The sequence below is a fragment of the Planktotalea sp. genome, from assembly GCF_018607995.1.
GTDB lineage: Bacteria > Pseudomonadota > Alphaproteobacteria > Rhodobacterales > Rhodobacteraceae > Planktotalea.
Genome location: NZ_JABBAL010000030.1, coordinates 460,290 through 475,016, shown reverse-complemented (window position 1 = coordinate 475,016; position 14,727 = coordinate 460,290). Strand labels below are relative to the sequence as shown.

Below are 14,727 nucleotides of genomic sequence, written 5' to 3'. Positions count from 1 at the left end.
ATGATGGACCCTGATCCCACCATGCGACCAGCGGAATTGCCCGAAGACAATGACCGCGCGTTGCGTCCGCAAGCTTTGGATGAGTTTATTGGGCAAGCTGAAGCACGCGCAAACCTTAAGGTCTTTATTGAAAGTGCCAAGCGGCGGGGCGAGGCGATGGACCACACGCTGTTTCATGGCCCCCCCGGTTTGGGCAAGACAACACTCGCGCAAATTATGTCGCGCGAATTAGGCGTGTCGTTTCGCATGACCTCTGGTCCTGTGTTGGCCAAAGCTGGCGATTTGGCGGCAATCCTGACAAATCTTGAAGCGCGTGACGTTTTGTTTATCGACGAAATCCATCGCTTGAATCCTGTCGTAGAGGAAATCCTATATCCCGCGCTTGAGGATTTTGAGCTAGACCTAGTGATCGGGGAAGGCCCTGCCGCGCGGACTGTTCGCATTGAATTACAGCCCTTTACTTTGGTGGGTGCGACGACCCGGCTTGGCTTGTTGACCACGCCTTTGCGGGATCGCTTTGGTATCCCCACACGGCTTGAATTTTACACGGAAGATGAGTTGTTCACGATTGTTGAGCGCAATGCGCGCAAACTTGGGACGCCCGCCGATGAGGGCGGCGCACGCGAGATTGCCAAACGTGCGCGAGGCACACCTCGGATTGCCGGACGTTTATTGCGACGCGTCGTAGATTTCGCGGTTGTTGAGGGGGATGGCCGCGTGACGCGCGACTTGGCTGATAATGCGCTGACACGACTAGGCGTTGATAAGTTGGGTCTGGATGGCGCGGATCGGCGATACTTGCGTCTGATTGCGGAGAATTATCAGGGCGGACCTGTGGGGATAGAGACGATGTCAGCGGCGCTCTCGGAAAGTCGCGATGCGCTTGAGGAAGTGATCGAGCCGTTTTTGTTGCAGCAAGGATTGATCCAACGTACCCCGCGTGGGCGCATGTTGGCGCAAAAGGCTTGGACGCATTTGGGCATGGCCGCACCGCGTAAACCCGATCAGGCGGGGCTGTTTGAGTGAGAGCGAAGACCGCTCCGCGGTAAGTTTATTTGGAAAGATGAAGATCAGTGTTGGATGTGAACGAAATTGAAAAGCTTTTTACGCGCACAAGTGGCGAATATACGTTTGCGCGTTGGGGGCGCGCAATTTCGCCTGTGGTATTCGGGATCAATGACGAAACCTTGAAGGTTGTCAAAGGCGCGATTGAGGCGGTGTGTTTGGTGTCCAACCACCACATGGCCGAGACCGATCCTGAGCTTGGCTCTAACGCGATGTTCTTTTTCTTCTCGGACTGGGCGGAATTGCTAGATGTTCCGAAGCTTGACGTATTGGTGCCCGATCTGGCTGCGATGGTCGCGCGTGTGTCGGCGGCGGACGCGAACCAGTACCGCGTGTTCCGCTTTGATGAGGAGGGCGCGATCAAGGCCTGCTTTACTTTCATCAGGATGGACACACATCTCCGAGACGTGCCCGCGGAAACTTTAGCGCTCAGCCAAGCGGTTCAAATGATGGTGCTTTGGTCGGACCGCGCTTTCTTGCAAGTCTCGCCCTTGGCTGTGATGGACGGGGGAGGCGTTATTGTGAAACCCGAGATTTCGGGACTTTTGGCCGCCGCCTATGATGCGGTGATGCCTGTGGCCGCGAGTGATCCAAGCCACGCCCTGCGCCTGTCGGCACGTATGCCACGCAAGCAATAGGAGAGGGCTCATGCACGAATTTGCGCTGCGCGTCTATTATGAGGACACGGATCTTGCGGGAATTGTCTATTACGCCAATTATCTCCGCTTCATCGAGCGTGCGCGTACGGAGTGGGTGCGTGGACAGGGCATTGATCAGACGCGCTTGAAGCAAGAGGAGGGTCTGGTTTTCGCGGTGCGACGTGTCGAGGCGGATTACCTCGTGCCCGCGCGCTTTGACGATGACCTTACAGTGCGCACCAGTGTGGAACAAATTACAGGCGCACGCATCGTTTTGAACCAAGATGTGATGCGCGGCATGGACCTGTTGTTTTCATCGCAAGTCACTCTTGTGGCGCTGACGGTGGATGGCCAACTGGCGCGCCTTCCAGCGAATATCCGCCGAATCGTCCACTAATATGCGGTAATCACGCACTCGCGCTCTGTGAGATATTGGTTTTGCTGCCAGTATCGTCTAAGGTTGTTCCACAGTTAAGAGCCATACCAGTGGCCGGACAAAAAAGAGCAGGCAAATGGAAGCAGAAACCCTTGCGATGGCGCAGGAGATTAATTTCTCCATGTGGGCCCTTTTCGCACGTGCGACAATTACCGTAAAACTTGTGATAATCATGCTGATTGTTGCTTCAATTTGGGCGTGGTCGATCGTGGTGCAGAAATACATTCAGTACCGCACAGCGCGTGCGGAACAGGCAGTATTTGATCAAGAGTTCTGGTCGGGGGAGCCGTTGGACCAGCTGTTTGAGCAAATCGGCACGCAGCCCAATGGAGCGTCAGAGAAGATTTTTGCGGCGGGCATGACAGAATGGCGTCGCTCTCACCGTGTAGATGGGGGCTTGATCGCTGGGGCGCAAAGCCGGATTGACCGCTCCATGGATGTGGCGATTTCCAAAGAAGCGGAAGAGTTGCAAAGCGGCTTGTCCGTGCTCGCGACTGTTGGATCGACCGCGCCCTTTGTCGGCCTGTTCGGTACAGTTTGGGGCATCATGAACGCCTTTATTGAAATCGCAGAAGCGCAAAACACCAACCTTGCCGTTGTGGCTCCTGGTATTGCCGAGGCGCTTTTGGCGACGGGTCTTGGCCTGCTGGCTGCGATCCCCGCGGTGATTTATTATAACAAATTCAGTGCCGACAGTGACCGCATCGTGGGCGGCTACGAGGCTTTCGCGGACGAATTCGCAACCATCCTGTCGCGCCAGTTGGATAGCTAAGCCATGGGTGCGGGCGTTGTACAAAAAGAGACGGGCGGCAAGCGAGGAAGACGGCGTGGTGGCCGTGCGCGGCCTATGGCAGAGATCAACGTTACACCCTTTGTGGACGTGATGCTGGTGCTTTTGATCATCTTCATGGTGGCAGCACCGCTGATGACCGTTGGTGTGCCTGTGGAATTACCAAAAACTGCAGCGGGTGCCTTGCCCTCTGATTCGGAAGAGCCGCTGACAGTGACGATTGCCGCGGACGGCCGCGTGTTGATCCAAACCACAGAGACAGACATCACAGAGTTGGTCACTAAGCTGCAAGCGATAGCGTCTGAGCGCGCAAGCACGCGGGTCTATTTGCGAGCAGATGGAGCTGTTGCCTACGAGCGGGTCGTACAGGTCATGGGCGCTTTGAATGCGGGTGGGTTTAGCGACATCGGCCTTGTGACAGATACCGGCGGTCCTGATCTGAACGCCGATCTCGCGGATAACTAGGGCGCGCGCGGTGCAAAAAAGCACCTACATATCTGCGGGCGGTCATGCGCTTTTGCTGGGCTATGCGTTTTTTGGTGGGTTGTTTAACGCAGAACCGTTAGAACTGCCGGAAATTGATATTTCGGTGATCTCTGAGGCAGAGTTCGCGGCGCTAACACGGGCCGCACAACCTCCTGATGTGGAGCCGACTGCGCTCGAACCCATTCTACGTGCGTTGGAACCTGAGCCAGAACCAGATCCTGTGGTACCTGTGCCGGAACCTACGCCAGAGCCACGTCCCGAGTCGCCGCAAATTGTGGAGCCTGAGCCAGCGCCACCAGAGCTAACACCCGAGCCTGAGCCGCTTCCAGAACCTGTTGAAGAAGCAGTCGTTATTCCCGGTATCGCGCCTGATAGCTCGCTACGTCCAAAGCCGCGCCCTGCGGACCGTGTGGCATCTGAGGCGGTGTCAGCGCCTGAACCGGACGTTGAAATCGACAATACGGCGCAAGAGGCGAGCGAGCCAGATGCAAACGCCGAGCAAGTGGTGAACGAGCAATCTGAAACCGCGCCCGAAGAGGCGGCAACGGAGCTCGTGACAGAGGCGGAACAGCCCTCGGCTAGCGCGCCCAGCGGTGCGATACGGCCAAGAGCGCGTCCGCGTGACACTGCGGCTGCATCTGAAGCTACGCAGCCAGATACGAGTTCGGCCGTGAATGCAGCGTTGGCCGAAGCACTGGGCGAACCCGCGGCAAGCGATGAAACAAGCGGCCCGACACTGACTGTAGGTGAGACCGATGCGTTGCGCCTCGCCGTGCAGAACTGCTGGGTCGTGGATGTGGGCAGCCAAGCTGCCAACGTAATGGTAGTTATTGGTATGTCGATGGATCTACGCGGTAAGGTTGTTCCAGACAGTCTGCGTCTTGTGTCCTCAACAGGGGGCAATGGCGTAGCAAGGGAAACTGCGTTCCAATCAGCGCGGCGCGCGGTGCTTCGTTGTCAAAAGGAAGGCTATGACTTGCCGGATGACAAATATGAGCAGTGGAAAGAGATCGAAATGACCTTCAATCCTAAGGATATGCGCATCAGATGAGTCTCTTTAGACACAGCGGGTCGGCAAGCACGCGCCGATCCCGCGCAAACCCCTTTTTTATAAAGAACACACCTCCTAGAGTGTGCAAAAAAGCAGTGGCAGGACAAGCAATGACCCTGAGAGTATTGATGGCAGTTGTGGCAATATGTGTATTGCCTTTGACCGCATGGGCGCAAAACGGCCCGTTGCGGATTGAAATTACCGAAGGTGTGGTGGAACCCATGCCCTTCGCAGCCCCTAACTTTGTGCCCGAAAGCGGTGCCGCGAATGAGTTCGCCGAACGCCTCGCGCGGGTTGTGGTCAGTGATCTTGCAGGCACAGGCCTGTTTCGCGAAGTTCCGCGTGATGCCTATATCGGTCATATCACCAGCTTTGACGCGCCTGTGCAGTATGCTGATTGGAAAGCGATCAATGCGCAGGCTTTGGTAACAGGGGCGGTCAACGTCAGTGGATCAAACCTAAGCGTGAAGTTCCGCGTCTTTGATGTGTTTTCCGGAGCTGAAATCGGTTCTGGCCTGCAATTTGCGGGCACAACACAAGGTTGGCGTCGCATGGCGCATAAAGTGGCAGATCAAGTCTACGCGCGCATCACCGGTGAACAACCTTATTTCGACAGCCGTCTCGTTTATGTGTCCGAGCAGGGCCCGAAAGACAAACGCCGCAAGCGCCTTGCCATCATGGATTATGATGGTGCGAACGTGCAATATTTGACAGGCTCGGAGCATCTTGTCCTTGCGCCGCGCTTTTCCTCGACGGGCGATCGCGTGCTCTACACCTCTTACGAAACAGGTTTCCCGCGCATCTATGTATTGGACGTAGTGTCCGTAAAACGTCGCGAGCTCGAAAGCCAGGACGGCTCTATGAGCTTTGCACCACGCTTTTCACCTGATGGCCGCACGGTGGTCTACTCATTGGCGCGCGGTGGCAACACGGACATCTTCCGCATGGATGTTTCAAGCGGATCAAGTGCGCGCCTAACCTCTGGTCCCGCAATTGAAACCGCGCCCAGCTACAGCCCTGACGGCAGACGTATCGTGTTTGAAAGTGACCGCTCCGGATCCCAACAGATCTACATTATGGGCGCAAATGGCGGTGAAGCGAAACGCATTAGTTTTGGCAAGGGGCGTTATGGCACGCCTGTGTGGTCGCCGCGTGGTGATTTGATCGCCTTTACCAAGCAATCCAAGGGTCGTTTCCATATCGGCGTGATGCGCACGGACGGTTCTGAGGAACGCTTGCTAACGGCGTCCTTCCTTGATGAGGGCCCAACATGGTCGCCAAATGGACGTGTGATCATGTTCACACGCGAAGCACAAGGCTCCGCAGGCTCTGCCTCGCTCTACTCCGTTGATATCTCAGGTCGAAACCTGAAACGCATTCCGACCGAAGGCGGTGCGTCCGATCCATCATGGTCGCCTCTTCAGCGCTAATAGAAGACCCCTAACACTCTGAAATATTTTAATAAGCAGTGAGACAGACAAATGAAAATGATTACCAAGGCAGTCCTTCTGATGAGCGTTCTGGCACTCGCCGCTTGCTCAAACAAATCTGACTTTGTTGGCGACGATGTCGTCGACTTGAACGCAGGTGCTGGTAGCGGTTTTGACGATGGTGCCAACGACCCCACCTCCGTGGCCTTCTTCCAGCAAAGTGTGGGCGACCGTGTTTTCTTTGAGGTTGATACATCGGCACTAACAGGGCAGGGCCGCTTGATCCTTGACGGACAAACCCGCTGGCTAACCACCAACTCTGACTATACCGCGATCATCGAAGGTCACGCGGACGAGCAAGGTACGCGCGAATACAACGTTGCATTGGGCGAACGCCGCGCCAATACAGTGCGCGATTATCTCGTATCCAAAGGCGTGCCATCCTCGCGACTTCGTGTTGTGAGCTTCGGCAAAGAACGCCCGATTGAGATTTGCAGCCAAGAGGGGTGCTATGCTAAGAATCGTCGCGCGGTGACAGTCTTGGCAGCAGGCCTGTCCGGCTAGCGTTTAGCATCGGAGAAGAGACATATGACGGCTCGAGTGACACAGGTTTTTGCAGCGGCTGCGCTGTCTTTTGCAATGTTTCCCGTAATGGCACTTGGACAAGCGACCAATGAACAAACCCTTGCGGATATCCGGCAGGACCTGACGGTCCTGTCTGTTGAAATGAAACGTCTCATGCGCGAACTGTCGACAACAGGCAGTTCCGCCCCCGCAATTGGCGGATCTTCAGCGACAGATCGGATCAATTCCGTTGAGGGCGAATTGCAAAGGCTAACGGGCAAGATCGAACAGCTTGAGTTTCGAATCGATTCCATTGTGAGAGATGGCACCAACCGCATTGGCGACCTGGAATTCCGTTTGGTTGAGCTTGAGGGCGGAGATGTTAGCACGCTTGGCGAGACCAGCACACTTGGCGGTGGGGCTGCCGCAGCAACCCCGACTGCGCCAGTGCAAACAGAAGGCACAGATGCGGGCGGCGCACAATTAGCGATGGGTGAGCAAGCGGATTTCGACGCAGCCAACGTGTTGATGACATCGGGTGACGCGGCAGGGGCTGCTGCGCAATTCGGCCTTTTCACACAGAATTACCCCGGCAGTCCACTAGAAAGCCAAGCGCGTTTGAAGCAGGGCGAAGCCCATGAAGCGTCAGGCGATGCACGCGAAGCCGCGCGCGCCTACCTCGAAGCTTACTCGCGCGATCCGTCCAGCGAAATCGCGCCGGATGCATTGTACCTATTGGGGCGCATGTTAGGCCGTCTCGGTAAAATGTCAGCGGCCTGCGTAACTTTGGGAGAAGTCGGCGTACGCCACCCCGGCACATCCGCTGCAAGCGAGGCGCAAGCAGAAATGACAACGCTCAGCTGTAGTACGTGATGCTGAACACAGACTTGCTGCATGGCAACGTCCCTTTGGGTATCGCGCTTTCGGGTGGCAGTGACTCAACGGCGTTGCTTGTCTTAGCAGTGGATGCTTTCGGCGCAGAAAATCTACAAGCGATCACCATCGATCATAGCCTGCGTGCTGCTGCTCAAGCCGAGGCACGACAAGCTGCAAAACTCTGCGCATCCCTCGGTGTCCCGCACACAACCCGAACACTGGCGCTAAAAGACGGCCCTAATTTGCAAGCCCGCGCGCGTAACGCCCGCTACATGGCGCTTGGCGACTGGGCACGTGCACAGCTTAACAGCATTTCGGCGATTGCCTTGGGCCACACGAAAGACGACGTTTCCGAAACCTTCCTAATGCGCCTTGCACGTGGGTCTGGTGTGGACGGTTTGGCGACGATGCCGGAGTACTTCCAGAGGGCAGGGATGGTGTTCAAGCGCCCGCTCCTTGCAGCTAGCCGCGCAGAGTTGCAAGTGATGCTCAACAAGCGTGGTATCAAGTGGAGCGAGGATCCGTCCAACCAAGATCCGCGCTTTACACGCGTGAAAATGCGCCAAGCTCAAACGACCCTCGATACCCTAGGCCTCTACTCGGACCGCTTGAGCCAAACCGCAGATTGGATGCGCGCTGCCTCCGAGGTGCTCAACAACGCTGCCGATAATTGGATCAAGACCCATGCCTACACAGAATATGGAGATGTCGTTCTTGACCTAAAGGCTCTCAGAATCGCACCTAAGGAAACAGCGTTCCGCGTTCTCACACGTGCGCTGAGCACCCTCTCTGGCAACCCTTATCGCCCGCGCTTTTCCGCGTTGTCGGAACTCCTCCACAGTGACGTTGCGCGCACATTGGAAGGGTGTTTAATTTATCATCATAAAGGCACACTTCGACTTACCCGAGAAGTGAATGCCATTGAAAACATTGAACACTATTGGCAGATTAACGGCCCTCTAGCTCCAAGTCATCGGATCACGCCCTTGGGTGAAAATGGTCTGAAGCAATGTGACGGTTGGCGCAACACAGCGCTTTTGCCGCGCCGTTCCTTGCTCTCGACCCCTGCGATCTGGCTCGACGGTGCTCTCGTCGCTGCGCCAATCGCCAGACCGAGTACCAATTGGAAAGTGCGCGCAACAATACCGCTTCATCTTGCCAAATAAACTCAAATCCGACCCTAAGATCTGCCGCGCGACGCTTTTTCAGTAATGCCAGACACGCCGCTGCGCTTTGCAAGCTCAGCCTCCACTTCCTCAAGGCTCACATCGCGCGCGGCCAGCATTACCAATAAATGATACAGCACATCCGCGGCCTCTGCTGTGAGCGCGACCTTGTCGCCTTTGATTGCTTCGATGATTGCTTCGATGGCCTCTTCACCAAACTTTTCCGCGCATTTCTCTGGCCCTTTGGAAAGTAATTTGGCGGTCCAGCTCTCGGCACCACCTTCAGCTTTGCGCGCTTCAATCGTGTCGAATAAATCGTGCAGAATACTCATTTGAACCTCATCGGGATGCCCGAGGCGGCCATATGCGCCTTGGCCTCGGCAACAGTATACTCACCAAAATGGAAGATAGAGGCGGCCAAAACTGCGCTCGCACCGCCTTTGGTAACGCCTTCAACAAGATGATCCAGATTGCCGACCCCCCCTGATGCGATGACGGGGATACTTACTGCATCTGAAACCGCAAGCGTTAAAGGCAAGTTGAACCCTGATTTCGTACCATCGCGGTCCATCGAGGTGAGCAGGATTTCCCCGGCACCTTTTGCCGCCACCAACTGCGCAAATTCAACTGCATCAATGCCAGTTGGCTTGCGACCGCCATGTGTAAAAATTTCCCAACGTCCGGGTTTGACTGTTTTGGCATCAATAGCACAGACGATGCACTGGCTGCCAAACTGATCTGCAGCTTCGGACAAGACGTCAGGCCGAGCAACTGCAGCAGAGTTAAAACTGACCTTGTCTGCCCCCGCCAACAAAAGTGCGCGCACATCTTCGACCTCGCGCACACCGCCACCGACGGTTAAGGGAATATAGCATTGCTCGGCAGTGCGCTGCACAACATCAAACATTGTGCCACGGTTTTCGTGCGTTGCGTGAATATCAAGGAAACATAGCTCATCCGCACCAGCCAAATCATAAGCACGTGCACTTTCGACAGGATCGCCCGCATCGCGCAAACCCACGAAATTCACACCTTTAACAACGCGGCCATCGGCAACGTCCAGACAAGGGATAATACGTGTTTTAAGCATTGTGGGTTCCCTCAATTTTTCTAGAATGATTGCATCATTTTAACGCTTTCAATGCGTCACCCAAGTCTAACGCACCATCATAAAGCGCACGACCGGAAATGGCACCATTCAATCCCGCACCGCATTCGCGCAATGCAATCAGATCTTCTAAAGAGGAAACACCACCCGAAGCAATCACTGGGATCGAAACCGAGCGGGCCAAAGCCGCCGTTGCCTCAATATTTGGTCCTTGCATCGCACCATCGCGGTTAATGTCCGTGTAGATAATCGCCGCGACACCAGCATCCTCAAAGGACTTCGCAAGATCCGTCACCTCCACATCGGTTTCTTCTGCCCAACCTTTTGTCGCGACTTTGCCGCTGCGCGCATCAATACCGACAGCCACGTGACCGGGAAAGGCTTTCGCTGCTTCGCGCACAAGATCAGGGTTCTCAACCGCAACTGTTCCAAGGATTACACGCTGTAATCCTTTATCGAGCCAACGCTCGATCGTTGCCATATCGCGAATACCACCGCCCAGTTGCGTGGGTACATTACATGCCTTCAAGATGGCCTCGACAGGGGCCGCATTGACAGGTTCTCCTGCAAAAGCCCCATTGAGATCAACCAGATGCAGCCATTCGCAGCCCGCTCTTACAAATTCCATCGCTTGCCCGGCTGGATCGTCACTAAAGACGGTGGCTTGATTCATTTCACCACGCACCAGGCGCACGGCTTGGCCGTCTTTCAGATCAATTGCAGGATAGAGGAACATCTGTATAGGCCTTTCGTTTCTTGGGGAATGCACTCGCATGAGAAGGACTGATTTGCAACTGGGCGTAGCGTCATGACTTGCTTTGAACGGCATCTCCTTGCAGTCTTACCCAGAAAACTTGGGAGAGAGATATGGGAACTTTGTTATCAGCCGCGGGGCTAGCCATTTTGGCCGCGACATCTGCATTTGCTGATCCAGTCGCAGGCGTGTGGAAAACGCAAGTTGATGACGGAGCCTATGCGTATGTGACCATGTCGCCCTGCGGGGCTAAGCTGTGTGGCGTGATATCACGCACCTTTAACAGCACGGGCGAATATAAAAGCGCCAATATCGGTAAGAAGCTGGTTTGGGACATGCAAGCCAAAGGGTCTGGTCGTTACAAAAGCGGTAAAATTTGGCAGCCCGCGACAGATAAGGTGTTCAAATCCAAAATGTCCCTTAGTGGGAACACGCTGAAAGTGTCAGGCTGTGTTGGACCTATCTGCAGAAAGCAAACGTGGAGCCGCGTGAATTAATCACGGCGCCCACGTAAGAAAATTAGAGATCAGCCGCAGGCCCACCTGCTGGCTCTTCTCTGGGTGAAACTGCATGCCAAGCATTGTGTCGCGCCCAACGATCGCCGTGATGTCTCCCGCGTAATCCACATGGGCCAAACGTTCGGCAGGCTTAGCCACATCAAAGTGATAGGAATGCACGAAATAGGTGTGATCGCCCGTTTCAACACCCTTAAACACTGGGTGGGGCGTGTCGACCACCAGATCATTCCATCCCATATGCGGCACTTTCAGCGTGTGATCAGTAGGCGTGATTCCGACGACCTCACCATCGATCCAGCCCAATCCGTCCGTATCTTTATACTCACGCCCCAGCGTGGCCATCAATTGCATGCCGACGCAAATCCCCAAAAAGGGCCGCGCTTTCACGGTGACCGCTTCTTGCAGGGCGTCAAACAAACCACCCGTGCCTTTTAGGGCTTTCACACAGGCGGGAAACGCGCCGTCGCCGGGCAAAACAATGCGGTCCGCGCGCGCGACAACTTCGGCGTCAGATGTGACGACAACCTTGCCTGCATTCGCTTCTGACGCCATACGCCCGAAAGCTTTTTCTGCGGAATGCAGATTGCCGCTTTCATAGTCAACAATGGCTGTCAGCACGTCAAAGCGTTCCTTTGGTCGACGGCACCGCGTTGGATTTACGCGGATCGGTTTCGACTGCTGTGCGCAGCGCGCGCGCCACAGCTTTGAACGCGGCCTCTGCTATGTGGTGGCTGTTGAACCCGTGCAATTGATCGATGTGCAGGGTGATGCCACCATGTGTTGCGAAGGCTTGGAAAAATTCGCGGACTAATTCGCAATCAAATGCGCCGATCTTCTGCGTTGGAAGCTCCACGTTCCACACCAAAAAGGGGCGTGCCGACAGATCCAATGCACAGCGCACTTGTGCGTCATCCATAGGCAAGTGGCATTCGCCATAACGGTGAATTCCGCGTTTGTCACCAATGGCTTGCGTCAAAGCTTGACCCAGCGCGATGCCCGTATCCTCAACCGTGTGGTGATCATCAATATGCAGATCTCCCTTCGCGCGGACCGTCATATCGATCAGGGAATGACGCGCCAGTTGATCTAGCATGTGATCAAAGAAACCGACACCTGTTTGGTTGTCGTAAACACCTGTTCCATCCAAATTGATCTCGACGGAAATATCCGTTTCCGCCGTCGTGCGTGTCACTGTTGCCGTTCGCATTGCACTTTCCTTAGCCTTGCTGAATGAGTTCCTTATAACAGTCGCGCGGCGCAGGCCAAGCGGCTCTGTTTCGCGATTGCGTTGGCGTGACCTCTATGCAAGCTTTGGAGCTGAGCCAGCAAAAGGAGAGCGCCCATGTCTACCTGTGTTTTCGTACAGATCAGATGCAAACCCGGCACCACATACAAGGTCGCTGAAAAGATCGCGTTCGAGGAAATTCATTCGGAAATCTACTCGACCTCGGGCGAATATGATTTGATGGTAAAAATGTATATCCCTGAAGACGAAGACATCGGAAAATACATCAACGATCATTTGCTCCCGATTGAAGGCATTGAGCGTTCGCTCACAACAATGACGTTCAAAGCGTTCTGACTTAAGTGCTAAACGGTATTAAAATCGTTGAAATAGAAGGGCTTGGCCCTGCGCCCTTTGCGGGAATGATGCTGGCTGATTTAGGTGCTGAGGTAACGGTGATCCACCGTGCAGGTAAGTCGGCGGGGATCACCGCTGAGGCGAGCTTGCTCGATCGTGGCAAGCGTTCCATCGCGCTGGATCTGAAAAACGTCGAAGATCTCGCTGTCGCTAAAGCACTGATCACACAGGCAGACGGGCTGATTGAAGGGTTTCGCCCCGGTGTGATGGAGCGCCTCGGGCTTGGCCCTGAGCTGTGTCATGCCGACAATCCCAAACTCGTTTATGGCCGCATGACCGGTTGGGGCCAAAGTGGCCCGCGCGCTCATCAAGCGGGACATGACCTCAATTACATTGCCACTTCTGGCGCGCTTTATTACGCGGGCCTGCCGGACGACACGCCCGTAACGCCTGCGACCTTGCTTGGCGACATAGGTGGCGGGGCATTGTATCTGGTGGCGGGAATGCTCGCAGGGATCATCAAATCTGCGCGCACAGGGCAGGGTACAGTTGTGGACGCTGCGATTGTTGATGGCTCTGCGCATATGATGAACTTGCTGATGGCCTTGGGGCAGGGCGGTGGCCTGTCTGAAGAGCGCGGCGCAAGCCTGCTTGATGGTCCACATTGGTCGCGCAGCTATAGATGCGCATGCGGTGGGGATGTGTCGGTGCAAGCATTAGAGCCGCAGTTTTATGCGGCTTTGTTGACAGCTTTGGATTTAAGCGACGATCCCAGAATGCAAGCGCAGCATGATGCAGGGCAATGGGGTACTCAGACAGCGCGGCTAGGTGCGGTTTTTCTAGAAAAATCACGCGCAAATTGGATGGCGCACTTTGACGGCTCAGACGCTTGCGTAGCAGCTGTTTTATCGCCAAAGACCGCCGCGGAAGAGCCGCATATGAAAGCCCGTAATGTCTGGGACAGCGCGCAAGGCTACCTCCAAGCGGCTCCAGCGCCACGTTTTGATGGACACTCTGCTCCAATCAACATAGCCACCCCCCGCGATGCGGACCGGGCTGCAATTCTGGCAGAACTGGATCTGCAATAATTCGCCTTTCTACTTGCACGCGGTCCCCGATTTGCGCGATAAGTCGCTCGATCCGGTCCCGTAGCTCAACTGGATAGAGCACCTGCCTTCTAAGCAGGGGGTTCGGGGTTCGAGTCCTCGCGGGATCGCCATTTTCTAGCGCAACGTTCATTTCAGCACTGGATCTTTTTTGTCGAAAATGCGTTTTGATCAAAGTATGCGTCGCGTTGCCGCTGGAACATTTTGTTTAATTTCTTGCGGCCCGGCTGGTGGCACGGTCTAAACGCAACCTTGCACGCGGCCATATTTTTGCACAAACTGTAGCTGAGAATTTTTGCTAAAGCGCGCGTGGTATTGCGGTGACTGACGCAGCCATCGTGAAGGGAGAAGCTTGAATGGAACTGAAGAAAAACTGCTTCACCCAAGCGCTGGTGGGAAAAGACAAGCAAATTGGCCTTTGGATTTCGCTCGCTCACAATGTGGCCGCAGAGGTTACAGCCCCCTCTGGTTATGATTGGGTACTGATTGATATGGAACATTCGCCGAACGATTACTTCAGCGTTCTCGGTCAGCTACAAACCTTTGCCAATACTGACACCACCGCGATTGTGCGCCCTGAATGGAACGATCCAGTGATCGTGAAACGCCTGCTTGATATGGGTGTCGAAGGACTTTTGTTCCCAATGATTCAATCTTTGGAAGACGCGCAAAAAGCGGTGGCCGCGACGCGCTACCCCCCGCATGGTACGCGCGGGTTTTCGGGTGGTACACGGGCCACAAAATTTGGCCGCGTCACGGATTATTTGGCCCGTGTTGAAGATGAAACCACGGTGATCCTCCAGCTCGAAACTGCCGCTGCGATCGCGCAAGCGGTCGAGATTGGCACAATTGAGGGCATCAGCGGTATATTTTTCGGGCCTGCGGATATTGCGGCTGATATCGGGCTTTTGGGTCAGCCGCTGCACGAAGATGTGTGGGCGCTGATCAAACCTGCCGCACAAGCGCTGATCGAAAAAGGCGTGCCTGTTGGAACTCTGGTCAATGACACCGCTTTTGCGGCTCAGCTTTTGAACGACGGCTTTACCTTCGTTGCCTGCGCCACTGATACAATGCTGCTTGCCAAAGCCTGCGATGCCGCACTTTCTAGTGTTAGAGCCGCTGTACGCTAACTTGAAATTTCTACTCTACTCCAAGGA

The 14,727-nt window shown here is 55.1% G+C and carries 19 protein-coding genes and 1 tRNA gene; 15 read left to right on the top strand and 5 right to left on the bottom strand.

Annotation, left to right across the window (positions count from 1 at the left end):
* The 10 genes from ruvB to tilS all read left to right on the top strand — a co-directional run bounded on the left by ruvB (nt 1) and on the right by tilS (nt 8,502).
* Nucleotides 1–1,026, top strand: coding sequence for a Holliday junction branch migration DNA helicase RuvB (gene ruvB / locus QZ280_RS13645; RefSeq protein ID WP_293445090.1), 1,026 nt, complete (start codon nt 1–3; stop codon nt 1,024–1,026).
* A gap of 47 nt (nt 1,027–1,073) precedes the next feature.
* The gene (locus QZ280_RS13640) at nt 1,074–1,703 is read left to right on the top strand and encodes a hypothetical protein (protein WP_293445088.1); all 630 of its coding nucleotides are present in this window, start codon (nt 1,074–1,076) and stop codon (nt 1,701–1,703) included.
* Nucleotides 1,704–1,713: 10 nt separating this feature from the next.
* The gene (ybgC, locus tag QZ280_RS13635) at nt 1,714–2,100 is read left to right on the top strand and encodes a tol-pal system-associated acyl-CoA thioesterase (protein WP_293445086.1); all 387 of its coding nucleotides are present in this window, start codon (nt 1,714–1,716) and stop codon (nt 2,098–2,100) included.
* A gap of 115 nt (nt 2,101–2,215) precedes the next feature.
* Nucleotides 2,216–2,911: a protein TolQ gene (tolQ, locus tag QZ280_RS13630; RefSeq protein ID WP_293445084.1), complete on the top strand. Its 696-nt coding sequence runs from the start codon at nt 2,216–2,218 to the stop codon at nt 2,909–2,911.
* A 3-nt stretch (nt 2,912–2,914) separates the two neighbouring features.
* Nucleotides 2,915–3,394 carry a protein TolR gene (gene tolR, locus QZ280_RS13625; protein ID WP_293445082.1) on the top strand — a complete coding sequence of 160 codons (480 nt, stop codon included), beginning with the start codon at nt 2,915–2,917 and terminating at the stop codon, nt 3,392–3,394.
* Nucleotides 3,395–3,404: 10 nt separating this feature from the next.
* Nucleotides 3,405–4,466, top strand: a complete 1,062-nt coding sequence (locus QZ280_RS13620; protein ID WP_293445080.1) for a cell envelope biogenesis protein TolA — start codon at nt 3,405–3,407, stop codon at nt 4,464–4,466.
* A gap of 110 nt (nt 4,467–4,576) precedes the next feature.
* The gene (gene tolB, locus QZ280_RS13615; protein WP_293445078.1) at nt 4,577–5,896 is read left to right on the top strand and encodes a Tol-Pal system beta propeller repeat protein TolB; all 1,320 of its coding nucleotides are present in this window, start codon (nt 4,577–4,579) and stop codon (nt 5,894–5,896) included.
* 51 nt (nt 5,897–5,947) lie between these two features.
* Nucleotides 5,948–6,460 (top strand): peptidoglycan-associated lipoprotein Pal, encoded by a 513-nt coding sequence (pal, locus tag QZ280_RS13610; RefSeq protein ID WP_293445076.1) that lies wholly within the window; start codon nt 5,948–5,950, stop codon nt 6,458–6,460.
* A 24-nt stretch (nt 6,461–6,484) separates the two neighbouring features.
* Nucleotides 6,485–7,333, top strand: coding sequence for a tol-pal system protein YbgF (gene ybgF / locus QZ280_RS13605; RefSeq protein ID WP_293445074.1), 849 nt, complete (start codon nt 6,485–6,487; stop codon nt 7,331–7,333).
* Nucleotides 7,333–8,502, top strand: a complete 1,170-nt coding sequence (tilS, locus tag QZ280_RS13600) for a tRNA lysidine(34) synthetase TilS (RefSeq protein ID WP_293445072.1) — start codon at nt 7,333–7,335, stop codon at nt 8,500–8,502. Before ybgF ends, tilS begins: the two co-directional genes overlap by 1 nt.
* A gap of 14 nt (nt 8,503–8,516) precedes the next feature.
* Here tilS and QZ280_RS13595 read toward each other — a convergent pair whose 3' ends face one another.
* Genes QZ280_RS13595 through hisA form a run of 3 tightly spaced genes read right to left on the bottom strand, consistent with a single transcriptional unit; the run spans nt 8,517 to nt 10,346 of the window.
* Nucleotides 8,517–8,834: a phosphoribosyl-ATP diphosphatase gene (locus tag QZ280_RS13595; protein ID WP_293445070.1), complete on the bottom strand. Its 318-nt coding sequence runs from the start codon at nt 8,832–8,834 to the stop codon at nt 8,517–8,519.
* On the bottom strand, nt 8,831–9,592 hold the full coding sequence (gene hisF, locus QZ280_RS13590) for an imidazole glycerol phosphate synthase subunit HisF (RefSeq protein WP_293445068.1): 762 nt from the start codon (nt 9,590–9,592) through the stop codon (nt 8,831–8,833). Before hisF ends, QZ280_RS13595 begins: the two co-directional genes overlap by 4 nt.
* 34 nt (nt 9,593–9,626) lie before the next feature.
* The gene (hisA, locus tag QZ280_RS13585) at nt 9,627–10,346 is read right to left on the bottom strand and encodes a 1-(5-phosphoribosyl)-5-[(5-phosphoribosylamino)methylideneamino]imidazole-4-carboxamide isomerase (protein ID WP_293445066.1); all 720 of its coding nucleotides are present in this window, start codon (nt 10,344–10,346) and stop codon (nt 9,627–9,629) included.
* A gap of 131 nt (nt 10,347–10,477) precedes the next feature.
* Here hisA and QZ280_RS13580 point away from each other — a divergent pair, with 131 nt between their 5' ends.
* Nucleotides 10,478–10,861: a DUF2147 domain-containing protein gene (locus QZ280_RS13580; protein ID WP_293445064.1), complete on the top strand. Its 384-nt coding sequence runs from the start codon at nt 10,478–10,480 to the stop codon at nt 10,859–10,861.
* On the opposite strand, the gene hisH is transcribed toward QZ280_RS13580, so the two are convergent.
* Nucleotides 10,862–11,500 (bottom strand): imidazole glycerol phosphate synthase subunit HisH, encoded by a 639-nt coding sequence (gene hisH, locus QZ280_RS13575; RefSeq protein WP_293445062.1) that lies wholly within the window; start codon nt 11,498–11,500, stop codon nt 10,862–10,864.
* A gap of 1 nt (nt 11,501) precedes the next feature.
* The gene (hisB, locus tag QZ280_RS13570) at nt 11,502–12,089 is read right to left on the bottom strand and encodes an imidazoleglycerol-phosphate dehydratase HisB (RefSeq protein ID WP_293445060.1); all 588 of its coding nucleotides are present in this window, start codon (nt 12,087–12,089) and stop codon (nt 11,502–11,504) included.
* A 135-nt stretch (nt 12,090–12,224) separates the two neighbouring features.
* Between hisB and QZ280_RS13565 the strand changes: the two genes are divergently transcribed.
* The 4 genes from QZ280_RS13565 to QZ280_RS13550 all read left to right on the top strand — a co-directional run bounded on the left by QZ280_RS13565 (nt 12,225) and on the right by QZ280_RS13550 (nt 14,700).
* The gene (locus QZ280_RS13565; RefSeq protein WP_293445058.1) at nt 12,225–12,464 is read left to right on the top strand and encodes an Lrp/AsnC ligand binding domain-containing protein; all 240 of its coding nucleotides are present in this window, start codon (nt 12,225–12,227) and stop codon (nt 12,462–12,464) included.
* Nucleotides 12,465–12,469: 5 nt separating this feature from the next.
* Nucleotides 12,470–13,552 carry a CaiB/BaiF CoA-transferase family protein gene (locus QZ280_RS13560; RefSeq protein ID WP_293445056.1) on the top strand — a complete coding sequence of 361 codons (1,083 nt, stop codon included), beginning with the start codon at nt 12,470–12,472 and terminating at the stop codon, nt 13,550–13,552.
* Between the two features lie 54 nt (nt 13,553–13,606).
* A tRNA-Arg gene (locus QZ280_RS13555) sits at nt 13,607–13,683 on the top strand.
* A gap of 243 nt (nt 13,684–13,926) precedes the next feature.
* Nucleotides 13,927–14,700 (top strand): aldolase/citrate lyase family protein, encoded by a 774-nt coding sequence (locus tag QZ280_RS13550; RefSeq protein WP_293445054.1) that lies wholly within the window; start codon nt 13,927–13,929, stop codon nt 14,698–14,700.
* Nucleotides 14,701–14,727 lie beyond the last annotated feature (27 nt).